At 66.8% G+C, this 14,485-nt stretch carries 13 protein-coding genes and 1 tRNA gene; 7 read left to right on the top strand and 7 right to left on the bottom strand.

Translation table 11 applies throughout. The annotated features are described in order from the left end of the window. Window positions 1–63: 63 nt before the first annotated feature. Both G6N59_RS04945 and G6N59_RS04950 read left to right on the top strand, forming a co-directional pair. A complete protein-coding gene (locus G6N59_RS04945; protein WP_138231061.1) occupies window positions 64–381 on the top strand; it encodes a PspA/IM30 family protein in 318 nt (105 codons plus the stop codon). Next, on the top strand, window positions 378–1,538 hold the full coding sequence (locus tag G6N59_RS04950) for a winged helix DNA-binding domain-containing protein (RefSeq protein ID WP_138231062.1): 1,161 nt from the start codon (window positions 378–380) through the stop codon (window positions 1,536–1,538). Before G6N59_RS04945 ends, G6N59_RS04950 begins: the two co-directional genes overlap by 4 nt. 11 nt (window positions 1,539–1,549) lie before the next feature. On the opposite strand, the gene G6N59_RS04955 is transcribed toward G6N59_RS04950, so the two are convergent. Continuing rightward, complete coding sequence (locus G6N59_RS04955; protein ID WP_138231063.1) at window positions 1,550–2,407, bottom strand: LLM class flavin-dependent oxidoreductase; 858 nt, start codon at window positions 2,405–2,407, stop codon at window positions 1,550–1,552. A gap of 154 nt (window positions 2,408–2,561) precedes the next feature. Here G6N59_RS04955 and G6N59_RS04960 point away from each other — a divergent pair, with 154 nt between their 5' ends. Next, the gene (locus tag G6N59_RS04960) at window positions 2,562–3,518 is read left to right on the top strand and encodes an Lrp/AsnC family transcriptional regulator (protein WP_234884283.1); all 957 of its coding nucleotides are present in this window, start codon (window positions 2,562–2,564) and stop codon (window positions 3,516–3,518) included. On the opposite strand, the gene uvrA is transcribed toward G6N59_RS04960, so the two are convergent. Further along, window positions 3,515–6,421, bottom strand: coding sequence for an excinuclease ABC subunit UvrA (gene uvrA / locus G6N59_RS04965; RefSeq protein ID WP_138231065.1), 2,907 nt, complete (start codon window positions 6,419–6,421; stop codon window positions 3,515–3,517). The two genes, G6N59_RS04960 and uvrA, sit on opposite strands and share 4 nt — an antisense overlap. A gap of 86 nt (window positions 6,422–6,507) precedes the next feature. Here uvrA and G6N59_RS04970 point away from each other — a divergent pair, with 86 nt between their 5' ends. Then, a complete protein-coding gene (locus tag G6N59_RS04970; protein WP_138231066.1) occupies window positions 6,508–7,182 on the top strand; it encodes an MBL fold metallo-hydrolase in 675 nt (224 codons plus the stop codon). Between the two features lie 12 nt (window positions 7,183–7,194). Here the strand turns inward: G6N59_RS04970 and G6N59_RS04975 are convergent, their stop codons facing one another. From G6N59_RS04975 to G6N59_RS04985, 3 genes are all read right to left on the bottom strand, one after another. Then, on the bottom strand, window positions 7,195–7,986 hold the full coding sequence (locus tag G6N59_RS04975; RefSeq protein ID WP_275938288.1) for a MarP family serine protease: 792 nt from the start codon (window positions 7,984–7,986) through the stop codon (window positions 7,195–7,197). Between the two features lie 75 nt (window positions 7,987–8,061). Continuing rightward, complete coding sequence (locus G6N59_RS04980) at window positions 8,062–8,505, bottom strand: universal stress protein (RefSeq protein ID WP_138231067.1); 444 nt, start codon at window positions 8,503–8,505, stop codon at window positions 8,062–8,064. Window positions 8,506–8,745: 240 nt separating this feature from the next. Further along, window positions 8,746–9,606 carry an acyl-CoA thioesterase gene (locus G6N59_RS04985; protein ID WP_138231068.1) on the bottom strand — a complete coding sequence of 287 codons (861 nt, stop codon included), beginning with the start codon at window positions 9,604–9,606 and terminating at the stop codon, window positions 8,746–8,748. A gap of 136 nt (window positions 9,607–9,742) precedes the next feature. On the opposite strand from G6N59_RS04985, the gene G6N59_RS04990 reads away from it, so the two are divergent. Further along, window positions 9,743–11,431, top strand: coding sequence for an HNH endonuclease signature motif containing protein (locus G6N59_RS04990; RefSeq protein ID WP_163910984.1), 1,689 nt, complete (start codon window positions 9,743–9,745; stop codon window positions 11,429–11,431). Between the two features lie 122 nt (window positions 11,432–11,553). Here the strand turns inward: G6N59_RS04990 and G6N59_RS04995 are convergent. Then, window positions 11,554–11,627, bottom strand: a tRNA-Cys gene (locus G6N59_RS04995). A gap of 60 nt (window positions 11,628–11,687) precedes the next feature. Next, entirely contained in the window at window positions 11,688–12,458 is a 771-nt protein-coding gene (locus G6N59_RS05000; RefSeq protein ID WP_138231074.1) for a DUF899 domain-containing protein, read from the bottom strand. A gap of 87 nt (window positions 12,459–12,545) precedes the next feature. On the opposite strand from G6N59_RS05000, the gene G6N59_RS05005 reads away from it, so the two are divergent. Together G6N59_RS05005 and G6N59_RS05010 are read left to right on the top strand one after the other, a co-directional pair. Next, on the top strand, window positions 12,546–13,277 hold the full coding sequence (locus G6N59_RS05005; RefSeq protein WP_138231075.1) for an MgtC/SapB family protein: 732 nt from the start codon (window positions 12,546–12,548) through the stop codon (window positions 13,275–13,277). A 96-nt stretch (window positions 13,278–13,373) separates the two neighbouring features. Then, entirely contained in the window at window positions 13,374–14,477 is a 1,104-nt protein-coding gene (locus G6N59_RS05010) for a DUF418 domain-containing protein (RefSeq protein WP_138231076.1), read from the top strand. The last annotated feature ends 8 nt before the right edge of the window (window positions 14,478–14,485 follow it).

Here is a 14,485-nt window from a genome sequence, read left to right on the forward strand (position 1 = left end):
CCGTCAGTACACGTGGGCGCCGCGGCTACCGATCCCAAGTTTCCCGCGCGGTACGGTGAAGCCATGGCCGACGAAACCGCCGCCGAGCAGCCGTCGAAGGATCCAAACGAGCCGATCGACGCGGAAATCGTGCCGCTGGACACGTCACCCGTCACCGCCCCGCCGGCCGTTTCGATCGATCCGGGCTACACCCCCGACGGCGTCCCGACATTCGAGTCGGTGCGGGAGAAGATCGAGAACCGGTACGGCACGGCGATCGGCTCTGCCGAGCTGGCCGCGGAGACGCCCGAGGTCCGATCGGTCGAGGAACAGTACGAGGCCCGGCAGAAGGCCGCCGCGGAACGGCTCGAGCAGATCCGTCGCTCGATGCACGACAGCTGACTTGCATACCTTCAGCATCGCCGAGCGGCGCGGCATCGAGCCTGGACGAGGTGACGCGGTCACTCGTCGGCCTGCACGGCACCGACCCCGCCACGCCGTACCTGTCGCTGTGGGCGCGGCTGCCCGGTTTCACCGTCACCGATCTGGACAGCGCGCTCTACCGCGACCGCGGTCTGGTCAAGCACATGGCCATGCGCCGAACGCTGTGGGTCGTGCACACCGCGGACCTGCCCGCGGTGCAGGCCGCGGCCAGCGATCGCGTGGCGGCCACCGAGCGCAAACGACTGATCGGCGACGTCGAGAAAGCAGGTATCGCGGCCGACGGCGAGGCCTGGCTGGAGCTCGCGTCGGCCGCGGTCCGCGGGCACCTGGACGCGGGTTTGGTGGCCGGGACCGCTGCGCTCCGAGCTGCCTTGCCCGAGCTGGCGGGCAGCTGGGATCCGGCGCCCGGAAAGACCTGGGGCGGGAGTACTCCCGTTGCGCCGCGGGTCATGACCGTGCTGTCCGCGCAGGGCCAGGTACTGCGCGGCCCCAACGACGGTATGTGGACGACGGCGCGCCCGCTGTGGGCCGCGGCGGCGCACTGGTTACCTGAACCGGCCGCTGCCCTGGACCCCGACGCAGCCCGCGCAGCGCTGCTGCGCCCCTGGCTGCGCACTTTCGGCCCCGCCACTGCCACCGACGTGAAGTGGTGGTTCGGCCAGACGCTGTCATGGGCCCGCGAGGGGCTGCGCTCGATCGATGCAGTGGCAGTGGCGCTGGAAGGCTGCGATGACGCCGGGTACGTACTGCCCGATGATCTCGACGCCGCTCCCCCGGTTTCCCCCTGGGGTGCACTGCTGCCCGGGCTGGACCCGACCGTCATGGGCTGGCAGGCCCGTTCGTGGTACCTCGGCCCGCACGCCGGGCAGCTGTTCGACCGCTCCGGCAATGCCGGGCCCACGATCTGGTGGGACGGCCGCCTCGTCGGCGCCTGGGGTCAGGACGCCGACGGCCGGGTGCGGCTCGAGTACGTCGAAGACGTCGGGGCATCGGCACGGAAGGTGCTGCAGCGCAAGGCCTCCGAGCTGACGGACTGGCTCGACGGGGTACGGATCAAGCCGCGATTTCCCTCGCCGCTCGCACAGTTCCTGTCAGGAAAGGCCAGAACGCCTTGATCGTCAGGCAGCTAAAGAATCGCATCGGCCAGTAGATCCAGTTGTTCGACGGCCGCGCCGGTCGGATGGAACAGCAGCCGGTCGAAACCGAGTTCGCGATACCGGCGCACCGTTTGGCGGGCATCCTCCGCGGAACAGACCATATCGTCGACATTCACCTGCGCGTACTCCGGAGAGAAGCCGTAGTAGCGGGCCAAGTGCTCCCGACCTGCCGCGACCGCATCAGCCGGCCCGAGGCCGAAGTTCACCGATGCCTGCAGGTACGGACGGCCGGGTCGCCCGGCGGCCTGCCAGCCGGTGCGGATCTGCTCGGCCAACTCTGACTGGGCATCGTAATGACGCACGGCACCGGCTGCCCACCCGTTGCCGACGGCGATGACCCGCCGCACTGTGGCCGGCGACCGGCCGCCGAAAAGCAGCGGAATACTCGCGGGCGCAGGGCATAACGCGCCGCCATCGGCGACCGGATCGCCGGCCCACAGCCGGCGCATCCGCTCGACCTGCTCGTCGAGAATCCGGCCACGCCGTCCGAAATCCGAACCAGTACTGGCATAGTCGTCAGGCCGGTTGCCGACGCCAAGACCGACGACCAGTCGGCCGCCGCACATCTGATCCACGCTGGCGAGTTGTTTCGCGAGCGGAACAACCGGATACAACGGTGCCAGAAGAACATTCGTCACCAGTGTCAGCCCCTTGGTCGCACCCGCCGCCGCTGCCAGCGTGATCAGTGGGTCAACGCCCGGGTACAACATCCGGTCTATTGCGGTGACCGATTCGAACCCACGTTGTTCGGCACGGCGGGCCCAATCGATCAAGGTCGCACCCGACACACCGGCGATGTGGTTTGGCAGCCCGATTCCCAGTTCCATCGTGCCTCCTTCGGTTGACGTCAACTGGCCGGACTCCAGCTTCGGCGACACGTCGAACTTCGACAACAAGACTGGCCCTGATCGTCAAAAACAGGCAACTGATAGCAATATTCGGTAGATTATCCTCACCATGGAGGCGATAGACGGTCATATTATGCACGCACTGCAGGTGGCACCGCGCGCATCGTTTCGACACATCGCCGAAGCCATCGGCGTCGGAGAACAGACCGTGGCGCGCCGCTACCGGGCCTTGCGACGCGACGGCGTGCTCCGTGTGGTCGGCGTGGTGAACCCGCGGGTCTACGGCGAATGTCAGTGGATCGTCCGCGTCCGCGCCAAGCCCGCCGATCTCCCTCGGCTCGCCGAAGCGCTGGTCCGTCGGCCCGACGTCACACACGTCAACACGTTGTCAGGTGGCACCGAACTGGTGTGTGCGGTGCGTGCCCCGATCGGTGATGCCGCCGACGGACTACTGCACCGGCTGCCGCGCACATCGGCGGTCCTCGACATGCGAATCGAGTTGGTACTCAACGTGTTCGGCTCACCTACGGGCGGGTACTGGACCGGATACGGACAAGCGTTGGCGCCCGACCAGATCGCCAGGCTGCGACCACTCGAACGTGCCCGCCCAGATCAGCCGGCCGCGCCAACCGCCGATGACCGAGCACTGCTGGACGCACTCGCCGACGACGGTCGAATCACCGACAGCGCACTGGCGACACTCACCGGCTGGTCACCGGCCCGGGTGAAGCGCCGACTGGCGGCATTGGCAGCGTCCGACACCCTGACCTACGACCTCGACGTGTTGCCGGAGCGCCTGGGCTTCACGCTGAACGCGATGATCTGGATTTCCACGACGCCTCTACACCTCGCGTCGGTCGGCGAACAGATCACGCGCCATGACGAGGTCGCCTCGGTTGCCGCAGTTAGCGGTCCCGCAAACCTGATGGCCGTAGTGATCTGCTACGACGAACGACATCTCTACCGCTACCTCGCCGAGCAGTTGGCCACAGTCGACCACATTCAAGCGTTCGACGTGAGCATCCGCAGCAGGCGGCTCAAGCAGGTCGGCTCACTGGTCTCCCACGGTCGATTGATCGGTGCCGGCTAAAGCGCGGCGGCCTTGCGCCGTCGCTTAGCGGGTGCGTCCGACAGCACGACCGTGGGCAACAACTCCGCGAGGAACTGTCCGGTGTAGCTGTCGGGGCTGGCCGCGACGTCTTCCGGCGTGCCGGACACCACGACCGTGCCACCGCCGGCGCCGCCTTCCGGTCCCATGTCCACGATCCAGTCCGACGTCTTGATCACGTCGAGGTTGTGCTCGATGACGATGACCGTGTTGCCCTTGTCGACCAGACCGTTGATCACCTTGAGCAGCTTGCGGATGTCCTCGAAATGCAAGCCGGTGGTCGGCTCATCGAGGATGTAGACGGTGCGCCCGGTGGACCGCTTCTGCAGTTCGGCGGCGAGCTTGACGCGCTGTGCCTCACCGCCGGACAGCGTCGGGGCAGGCTGGCCCAGCCGGACGTAGCCCAGACCGACGTCGACGAGCGTCTTGAGGTACCGGTGGATCGAGCTGATGGGCTCGAAGAACTCGGTGGCCTCCTCGATGGGCATGTCGAGGACCTCGGAGATGGTCTTGCCCTTGTAGTGCACCTCCAGGGTCTCCCGGTTGTAACGGGCACCGTGGCACACCTCGCACGGCACGTAGACGTCCGGGAGGAAGTTCATCTCGATCTTGATGGTGCCGTCACCCGAACACGCCTCACAGCGGCCACCTTTCACGTTGAACGAGAACCGGCCCGGCTGGTAGCCGCGGACCTTGGCCTCGGTCGTCGCCGCGAACAGGGTGCGGATCTTGTCGAACACGCCGGTGTAGGTCGCCGGGTTGGACCGCGGGGTGCGACCGATCGGTGACTGGTCGACGCGCACCAGCTTGTCCAGTTGGTCGAGCCCGTTGATCCGGGTGTGCCGGCCCGGCACCTGCCGGGCGCCGTTGAGCTTGTTGGCCATGACCGTCGCGAGGATGTCGTTGACCAACGTCGACTTGCCCGACCCCGAGACGCCGGTGACCGACGTCAGCACACCCAGCGGGAACGCCACGTCGACCTCTTTGAGGTTGTGCTCGCGCGCACCGACCACCGTGATCTGCCGCTTACGGTCGACGGGCCGGCGGATGGCCGGCACCTCGATCTGCTCGCGGCCCGAAAGATAGGCGCCGGTAAGCGATTTGGTGTTCTTGAGCAGCTCCTTGTAGGTGCCGCTGTGCACGATCTGGCCACCGTGCTCACCCGCGGCAGGACCGATGTCGACGACCCAGTCGGCATGCGCGATGGTGTCGAGGTCGTGCTCGACCACGATCAGCGTGTTGCCGAGATCGCGCAGCCGAACCAGGGTGTCGATGAGCCGGCGGTTGTCCCGCTGGTGCAACCCGATAGACGGCTCGTCGAGCACGTAGAGCACACCGACCAGACCCGAACCGATCTGGGTGGCGAGCCGGATGCGTTGTGCCTCACCGCCGGACAGCGTGCCCGCGGCCCGGGACAGCGTCAGGTAATCGAGACCGACGTCGAGCAGGAAGCCCAGCCGGGACTGCACCTCTTTGAGCACCTGCCCGGCGATGGCTTGTTCGCGCGAGCCGAGCGTCAACGCGTTGAGGAACTTCGAGCAGTCCGAGATGGACAGATCACACACCTGCGCAATGGATTTCGCATCGTCAGCCGCAGACAGCGTGACGGCCAGGATCTCCGGCTTGAGGCGCGTGCCGGCGCACTCGGGGCACGGGATGTCCCGCATGAAGCCCTCGTAACGCTCCTTCATCTGCTCGGACTCGGTCTGCTCCATGCGGCGCTGCAGGAACGCCAGCACACCTTCGAAGTCGGCGTAATAGGAACGGGTACGGCCGTACCGATTCTTGTACCGGACGTGCACCTGGTGGTCGGAGCCCTCCAGGATCGCCTTGCGCGCCTTGGCCGGGAGCTTCTTCCACGGGGTGTCGATGTCGAAGCCCAGCTCTTCGCCCAGACCGGCCATCATGCGGGTGAAGTAGTCGGAATTGTGGCCCATGGACCACGGCGCGACGGCACCCTCCGCGAGCGTCAGCTCCGGGTCCGGCACGACCAGTTCGGGGTCGACTTCCTTCTTGATACCCAGACCGGTGCACTCCGGGCAGGCGCCGTACGGTGAGTTGAACGAAAACGACCGCGGTTCAAGGTCGTCGACGGCCAGCGGGTGTGCGTTGGGGCAGGCCAGCTTCTCGGAAAAGCGCTGCTCGCGCTGCGGGTGGTTGTCGTCACGGTCGACGAACTCGAGCACGACGATGCCGTCGGCGAGGCCCAGCGCGGTCTCGACCGAGTCGGTGAGCCGCTGCTTGGCACTGGCCTTGACGGTGAGGCGGTCCACGACCACCTCGATGTCGTGCTTCTCCTGCTTCTTGAGCTTCGGCGGATCGGTCAGCGAGTGCACGACACCGTCAACCCGGACGCGGCTGTAACCCTGACCGTTGAGCTTGTCGAAGAGGTCGACGAACTCGCCCTTGCGCGTCCGCACGACGGGAGCCAGCACCTGGAACCGGATGCCCTCGTCCATGGCGAGCACCTGGTCGACGATCTGCTGCGGCGTCTGCCGGGCGATGCGCTCCCCACACACCGGGCAGTGCGGCGTGCCCGCGCGCGCGTAGAGCAGACGCAGGTAGTCGTACACCTCGGTGATGGTGCCGACGGTCGAGCGCGGATTCCGGTTGGTCGACTTCTGGTCGATGGACACCGCCGGCGACAGACCTTCGATGAAGTCCACGTCCGGCTTGTCCATCTGGCCCAGGAACTGGCGAGCGTAAGCCGACAGCGACTCGACGTAGCGGCGCTGCCCCTCGGCGAAGATGGTGTCGAACGCCAACGAGCTCTTACCCGAACCCGAGAGGCCCGTGAACACGATCAACGAGTCTCTGGGCAGGTCAAGGTCGATTCCCCGCAGGTTGTGCTCGCGCGCACCTTTGACGATCAGACGGTCCGACACACGTATCCCTTCACCAGTCTGGGCAATCCAGACACCACAGCGCCATGCTATGTGTCCCCACCGACAAGTCCGGATACGGTGGCGTCATGACCGTCGTCAATGACACGTACACCGGCCACGTCGATGCGGGCACCGCGGCACGTCGCACGCTGCCTGCCGCGACGATCATCAAGGCATCGGTCGGACCGATGGACAACAACGCGTACCTGATCACGTGTTCCAAGACCGGAAAAACGCTGCTCATCGATGCCGCGAACGACGGACCGGCGCTCGTCGAGCTGATCAGGTCACAGGCACCGAACGTCGAACTCATCGTCACCAGCCACCAGCATTTCGACCACTGGCAGGCCCTCGCCGAAGTGGCGGAAGCCACAGGTGCGCCCACCGCCGCCCATGCCCTGGACGCCGAGCCGCTGCCGGTCAAACCCGACCGGATCCTGGCCGACGGCGACACCATCACCATCGGCGAGCTGACTTTTGATGTCATCCACCTGCAGGGACACACCGAGGGCTCGGTAGCGCTGGCGCTGCGCGGCGCCGACGGTGAGATCACCCACTTGTTCACCGGCGACTGCCTGTTTCCGGGCGGCGTGGGCAAGACCTGGCAGGAGGGCGACTTCGAGCGACTGCTCGGCGACGTCACCCGCAAGGTCTTCGACGTCTACCCCGATTCGACGGTCGTCTATCCCGGCCACGGCGACGACACCACGCTCGGCGCCGAGCGGCCGCATCTCGAGGAATGGCGGGCGCGCGGCTGGTAGCCGCTGGAGCGGTCAGCCCACGCACTGCCCCGTCGGGACGGGCTGGGTGTTACCGACCAGCGCCAGTTGAGGTCCGACTTCCTTCGCGGTCAGCGCGAAACCCGTGTCGGGATCGTCCTGCGCCGCACCGAAGATCACCCCACGCACGCGGCCGTCCAGGTCGATCACCGGCCCGCCTGAATTGCCTTGCTGCACAGCACCTCTGAGGGCATACACCTCGCGGGTCACCGTGCCGGTCCGAAAGATGTCCGGTCCCTGGAGTTCGATGATCTGGCGGACGCGCACCGGTTTGGCCTCGTACGCGCCCCCGTGCGGAAACCCGAGCGCCGCCGCATCGGCGCCACTGACCGCAGGTGCCTCGGAGAACATCAACGGAGCGGTCGGCAGGTCCGGGACCGCGAGAATCGAGATGTCCATGTTCGGGTCGAACGACACCACCTGGCCGTCATATTTGGTGCCGTTCACCTCGACCGAGACGGCGTCGGTCCCCGCGACGCCGTGCGCCGTCGTCATGACTCGCTTGGGACCTACCACAAACCCGGTGCCCTCCAACCGCTTTCGGCAGCTGTGCGCGACCCCGTGCACCCGCACCACACTCGCCTGCGCCGCGACGACCGCGGGGTGCTGTGCCACGTTCGGATCCGGCGGGGCTACGGCTGGGATCGTCGACGCGGTCTCGGACGATTGCGCGGAGGTCGTCACGGGTGCGGCGGCGTGATCGTTTCCACCGCAGCCGGCGACCAGCGTGACGGCGGTCAGTGACAACGCCACCCACGGCGCAAGGACGAGACTTCTTCGGGCCATGGCTGGAAACTTTACGGGCACGAAAAACCCTGAGGCCCCCGGCAGTACGCCGAGGGCCTCAGGGAAAATCCGAACCTACGAGGTGTGGACGATCAGCACGTCAATCTTGGCGCGACGGGCCACGTTCGCCGGCACCGAGCCGAGCAGACGGCCGGCGATGGTGCTCAAACCGACGTTACCGACGACCAGCAGGTCGGCGCCGGTGCTCTCGGCAAGGTCGACGAGCGCGTCGACGGGAGCGCCGACGATGGCCTTCTCCTCCACCTGGGTGGCACCGGCCGCCTCGGCACGGTCGCGGGCTTCGCGCAGGATCGCGTAGATGGGCGCATCGCCGTGCACCTTGTAGCCCTCGTCCTTCAGGACGTCGGCTGCACGCTGATCATCGGCGTGCGGGAAGTAGGCGGTTGCCACGACCAACTTCGCATTGGCCCCCGCGGCGATCTGGGCAGCGCGCTCCACCGCACGCAGTGACGAATCCGATCCGTCCGTACCGACGACCACGGTCTGGTAGCCGCTCATCAATGGCCTCCCGTTATGCAGGTTTGTGTATCCGGCGTTCCGGCCGGCGTCACCGCAGACAGTAGCCGCTGAAGTGCGGCCGTTGGTGCGGTTTCACCACACGAGTTCGCCGGGGACACCGTCAAAAATGTGTTTTACCGGCACCGATGTTAGCGGCAGCCACGGCAACGGGCTTGCTAATGGTGACGAATCGGTCGGGTGTTTCGCCCGGTGAGCGGGACCGCTTCAGGCCCGTGATCGTTAGCCACGACCGAAATACAGCTCCTGTGTGGCGACGCACACCAACTGCCCGGCGCGGTTGTACATCGTCCCGCTCGCGAGGCCGCGCCCGCCGATACCGCTCAGCGAGGTCTGGTCGGACAGCACCCAGTCACTCAGGTCGACCGGCCGGTGGAACCACAGCGCATGGTCGATCAGCGCCGAAAACGTATGGGCCGGCAGCGCACCGCGCGGGATCATCGCCGCCTCCAGCATCGTGGTGCCGGTCAGGTACGCGAGCAGGCCGGCGTGCAGCGCCGGGTCGTCCGGAATTACATCGGTCGGGCGCCACCACATCCGCAGATGCGGCGCCGGGTCCGGCGAATCTTTGGCCAGCCGCGGGTGCGGATCGATGTAGCGCAGCTCGAACGGCTGGTCGCGAACCCAGAACCCACCGGATTCCTCGGCGTAGTCAGCAAGCTGTTCGGCCATGGTCGGAACCGAAAGCGGTTCCGGCACATCGGGAATGGCAGCCTGGTAGTCGAGCGCGCCGACCTGGGTACTGAACGACGCCAACGCCTCCAGCAGGATCTCCCCGTCCTGGCGGGCGGTGATCCGCCGGGTTGCGAGCGTGCCGCCGTCGCGCGCGGCATCGACCTGGATCTCGACCGGGTAGCGGGAATCCCCTGCCCGCAGGTAGTAGACGTGCAGGCTGTGCGCGCTGCGACCTGGCGTGGTCCGGCTCGCCGCCACCAGCACCTGACCGGCGAGGTGGCCGCCGGCGATGTGGTGGCTGGGGTTGTCGAGCTGGGCGGCCACGAAGTGGTGGTCGTCGGTCTGATCCACCAGCAGCGTGCTGACGAGATCAGACAGGGTCGGCGAACTGTACGTCACCTGAGGCATCTTGCCTGAGGCGTTGACGCACCCAACTGATCGGTGGTGCCGATCGCCTCGACGAGCGACCTCCATTCCCGTGAGTTATCCACAACCTCGTCGAATTCTGTTGCGGCGCGGCAGATCTATCGGTAATATCGCACATATGTTCGAACACATAGGGATCGGGGCCGGCGGTGCGCTGGTCCACGACGCTTCCGTGGTCGATGCCATCAGCCACAGTGCCCGGGTGGAAGCGCGGGCCGCGAGCATCCGCTTCGCGGCGATCGCTGACCTGGTCGCGTTGCGGGTTGATGATCAGGGTGATCGGCAGTGGTGGGCCTGTGATGGCTGGGATGCCGCGGCCGCTGAAGTCGGGGCCGCCTTGGGCATCGGGTCTCGGGAAGCGTCCGGGCAGATGGCGACCGCCGTCGCGTTGCGCGACCGCCTGCGTCGGGTGGCGGCGGTGTTTGCCGACGGTGGCGTCTCGGCACGAACGGTCGGCACGATCTGCTGGCGCACCCGCCTGGTGGAGGACGCCAACACGCTGGCCGTGCTGGATGCGGCGTTGGCGGGGGCGCTGTGTGAGTGGGTGGGTTTGTCCCGCAAGAAGATTGAGAAGAAGATCGACGGTTGGGTGCATAAGTTCGATCCGGCTGCGGTGCTGAAGGTGCGGTCGGCGGCCCGCCGCCGTGGGGTCGGGGTCGGCAAACCTGATGATGAGACCGGGGTGGCGTCGATCTGGGGTGCGCTGCTGGCCACGGATGCCGAGTTGTTGAATCGGGTGTTGACGGAGATGGCCCGGCAGGTGTGTGAGAGCGATCCGCGCACCTTCGGGCAGCGCCGCGCGGATGCGTTGGGGGTGCTCGCCGCCCGCGGGGACCGGTTGGCCTGCCAGTGTGGCAGTCCCGATTGCGCGGCGGCCGGGCCGGATGCCCGCGCGACGGCGGTGGTGATCCACGTTCTCACCGATGCGCTGCCCGCGCCGGTGGCTGACCCGCTGCTCAGCGGGGATCCGGCCGCGCCCCTGACACCACTGCCACCCTCGCCCGCACCTGAGCCGGCGCCGGTGAATGACGCTGTGCCTGACGCGGCGCCCACGCCGGCTCCGGTCCTCGCGCTCGCCAAAGCCTCGGCGCCGGTGCGCACCCCGATCGGCTACATGATCGGCGGTGCCGTCGTGCCACCGGCGCTGCTGGCCGATCTGGCCGCGCGCGGCGCCACAGTCCGCGCCGTCGCCTCCGCCACCGATCTCGACGGAGTGCCCCGCTACCGGCCCTCGGCCGCGCTGGATGAGTTCGTTCGGATGCGGGCGATGACGTGCATGTTCCCCGGCTGCGATCAGCCCGCCACCGCCTGCGACCTCGACCACACGATCCCGTGGCCGGCCGGGCCGACGCATCCGGGCAACCTGGGTCCCAAATGCCGAAAACACCACCTACTCAAAACCTTCTACGGCGGCCGTGATGGCTGGCAGGACCGTCAACAACCCGACGGCACCATCGTGTGGACCGCACCCACCGGCCACACCTACACCAGCGTGCCGGAAAGTCGAATCCTGTTCCCCGACAAGATCACCGACACACCCTTGCCGAACCCACCACCAGAGGTCGCCGATCTGGACACCCCACCGGCCCCCGGCCGGGGCATCATGATGCCCACCCGCCGCCGCACCCGCGCCCACGACCTCGCCCAGCAGATCGCCTACGAACGCGCCCTCAACGAAGCCGACCTCCACGCCGCAGCAGCCGCCCAAGAAGCCGCCGCCCGCAGACGCAAAGAACGCGAAGAACGCGAAGCCCGCCGCGAAGCCGGAGAACTACAAGAAGCCGACATCCCGCCACCCTCGCACTAACGAGTGAATACCCCTGAGAAAGCAAGACTTTCAGGGGTATTGACGCGTGCCACCCCACATTAGAGACCAGGCGTCGCACCTGAAAGCTCGGCAGGTGGTGGCACCTGCCGAGCTTCCAGTAGTGGAGCGAGTGACGGGATTCGAACCCGTGTGAACGGCTTTGCAGGCCGGTGCCTAGCCACTCAGCCACACCCGCACTGATCATCACAGTGCCAGTCGCGCCTCCGCCCGCCCAGGGTTGTAATCGCGGTGATTGCTACCCCTCACAGCAGTCACCTACCGGTCTGCCCACCACGGCGCCGCCCTGCGGCCAGCCGGCCGGCGAGTCTTCCCACGGCTCCTGTCGGCCGTAAGGGGTCAGATCGAGGAATGGATAGCCCACCGCGGAGTGGTCGAGTCCGCGCGCATACGCCGAGTACGTATGGAACACCTCGTCGCCGCGGCGCAGGAAAACGCTGGCGCCGGGCCAGTCTCCGCGCAGGTCGTCGTCGGTCCAGCCGTCGGCGTGCAGCTCGTCGAGCGACGTGTAGTTGTAATCGATGGGCGCCCGTGCCGGGTCGAGCGTCACGTGGAAGTCGTAAGTGAAATCCCCGTCACGCGACGAGTACCACGGAAACGTCCAGCCGTGCTGGTCGCGGTACCGGGCGATGCTCTCGTACGGCGCGCGAGAGACGCACGCGAACGTGACATTCTTGCCGTGCAACAGCTTTCGATCACCTTCGGTGAACGTCAGGTCCGCCGCGGCGGTGCAGCTCGGACAGCCGGCATCGATCGCGTCGACCCACATGAAGTGGTGGATGTAGAGCTGGCTGCGGCCCTCGAACATGTCCAGCAACCTGACCGCGCCGTCGGCGCCGTCGAACACGTAGTCCTTCTCGACCTTCACCATCGGCAGCCTGCGGCGCTGGGCGTTGACCGCGTCGCGCAGATGCGTCGCCTCACGTTCCCGAGCCAATAGCTTGGTGCGAGCCCCGACCCACTCCTCTCGCGAAACGACATCGGGATAGGCAGCTGGTTGCGCAGACATGACATCACTCCTCATCGGAAATCGGCCCTCGAACAGACAGACTTCGACGGCCGCCAAAACTCATCGGAGCGCGTTAGTTTGTCCTTCATGGAATGGCTGGCAGATCCCGCCTTTTTCGGTGGACCCGGGCAGGGTTCGCGACAGCTCATCGAACTGGTGGTCGCGTTCGGCCTCACCGCGCTCATCGGACTGGAACGCGAAATCCAGGGCAAGAGTGCCGGTTTGCGCACGCAGACCCTCGTCGGCACCGCTGCCGCGCTGATCATGCTGATCAGCAAGTACGGCTTCGGCGACGTCCTGACCCCGGGACTGGTGGTCGTCGACCCGTCACGCGTCGCGGCCCAGATCGTCTCGGGCATCGGGTTTCTCGGTGCGGGCATCATCATCGTGCGCCGCGGTTCGGTGCACGGGCTGACCACCGCGGCCTCGGTGTGGGAGTCGGCAGCGATCGGCATGGCGGCCGGTGCCGGCCTGCTACTGCTCGCGTCGGTGATGACCGCGATGCACCTGCTGATCATCATCGGATTCATGCCGGTGGCCCAGCGGCTGGCCTCGCGACTGGGCGGATCGGTCCGACTGCACATCACCTATGCCGACGACCGTGGTGTCCTACGTGATGTGCTGCAGGCGTGCGGCCGGCGCGACTGGCAGATCACCGACCTCGAGACCGACCCACCCGGGGAGCCCCTCGAAGCACCACCCGGCCACGTCGGCGTTCAGCTGACGCTCGGCGGCTCCGGAGTCATCCGGGCCGCGTCGGTGCTGGCTCTGGTCGACGGCGTGACGGGCGTCCGCCAACTGCAGGAAGACCCCGACTAGCACCGACCGCATCACCCCACAGCATGAGTGTGTGACCGGCACAGATCAGCCCGCGGAGCGATCCGTACCGGCGTCGTTGCGACCTACCGTCGCGCCATGACCAGCCGACCACTCGTGGCCGCGGTGCCACGGATAGCCGCACTCGACGTCCTGCGCGGGTTCGCGCTGGGCGGGATTCTCGTCGTGAACATCACGGTGATGGCGAATCCTGACGGGCTCGCCTCGGGACCTGTCCGCACCGTGCTGACCGCGTTCTGCTCCGACAAGTTCTACGTCCTGTTCTCGTTTCTCTTCGGCTATTCCCTCACTTTGCAATTTCGTTCAGCCGAACGTGACGGCGCCGACGTCCGCCTACGCACGATGCGCCGATGCGCGGCGTTGATGACGATCGGCCTGCTGCACGTCGCGTTCCTTTTCAGCGACGACGTGCTGTTTGGCTACGGGCTATTGGGCTTGATTCTGTTGGCGATGAACAGGATTCAGCCGAAGACCGCGCTCCGCTGCGCTGCGGGGCTGTACGGCACCTTTGTCGTCGCGGTGACCGTCCTTGGCATGAACGCGCCGACAACGGTCATGAGCGACGATGGCGCGATGGCTGCCCTGCGAGCGGGGTGGCTCACCGCGGCGTCATACCGATGGGAGACGTTCTTCGAACGGTTCGACCTGTTCCTGGTCTTCGGACTCCTGAACGTGCTGCCGTTGTTCCTAATCGGTTTCGCCGCCGGTAAGACGCGGCTGCTCGAAACGCCGGACCGGTATCTGCCCCTACTTCCGAAGGTGCAATGGATCGGATTCGGTATCGCGGCCCCGTTCTCACTGCTGACGGCGACCCTGGACAACCCGTCGTTGGCCGGGGTGACCGCCCTCCTCAATCTGCCTCTGGCCGCGGCATATGCAGCGACCATCCTGCGGCTGGCGCAGCACCGACCGCGGCTGGCACAGACTCTCGGAACCGCTGGAAAATTCGCCGCGACGAACTACATCGGGCAATCGGTCATCACGTCGGTGATCTTCACCGGCAACGGATTCGCGCTCGTCGGGAGATTGCCTGACTGGCTGGTCGTCCTGATCGCGGTGGCCATCTACCTGATGCAGCTCGGCGCCAGTCAGCTGTGGGCGCGCCGTCACCGTTACGGGCCGATCGAGTGGGTGCTCCGCCGAGCCACGTACGGTCCTCGGCGCAGGTGGCCCGCGCGCTGACGGTCGGG

Source organism: Mycolicibacterium aubagnense (assembly GCF_010730955.1).
Lineage (GTDB): Bacteria > Actinomycetota > Actinomycetes > Mycobacteriales > Mycobacteriaceae > Mycobacterium > Mycobacterium aubagnense.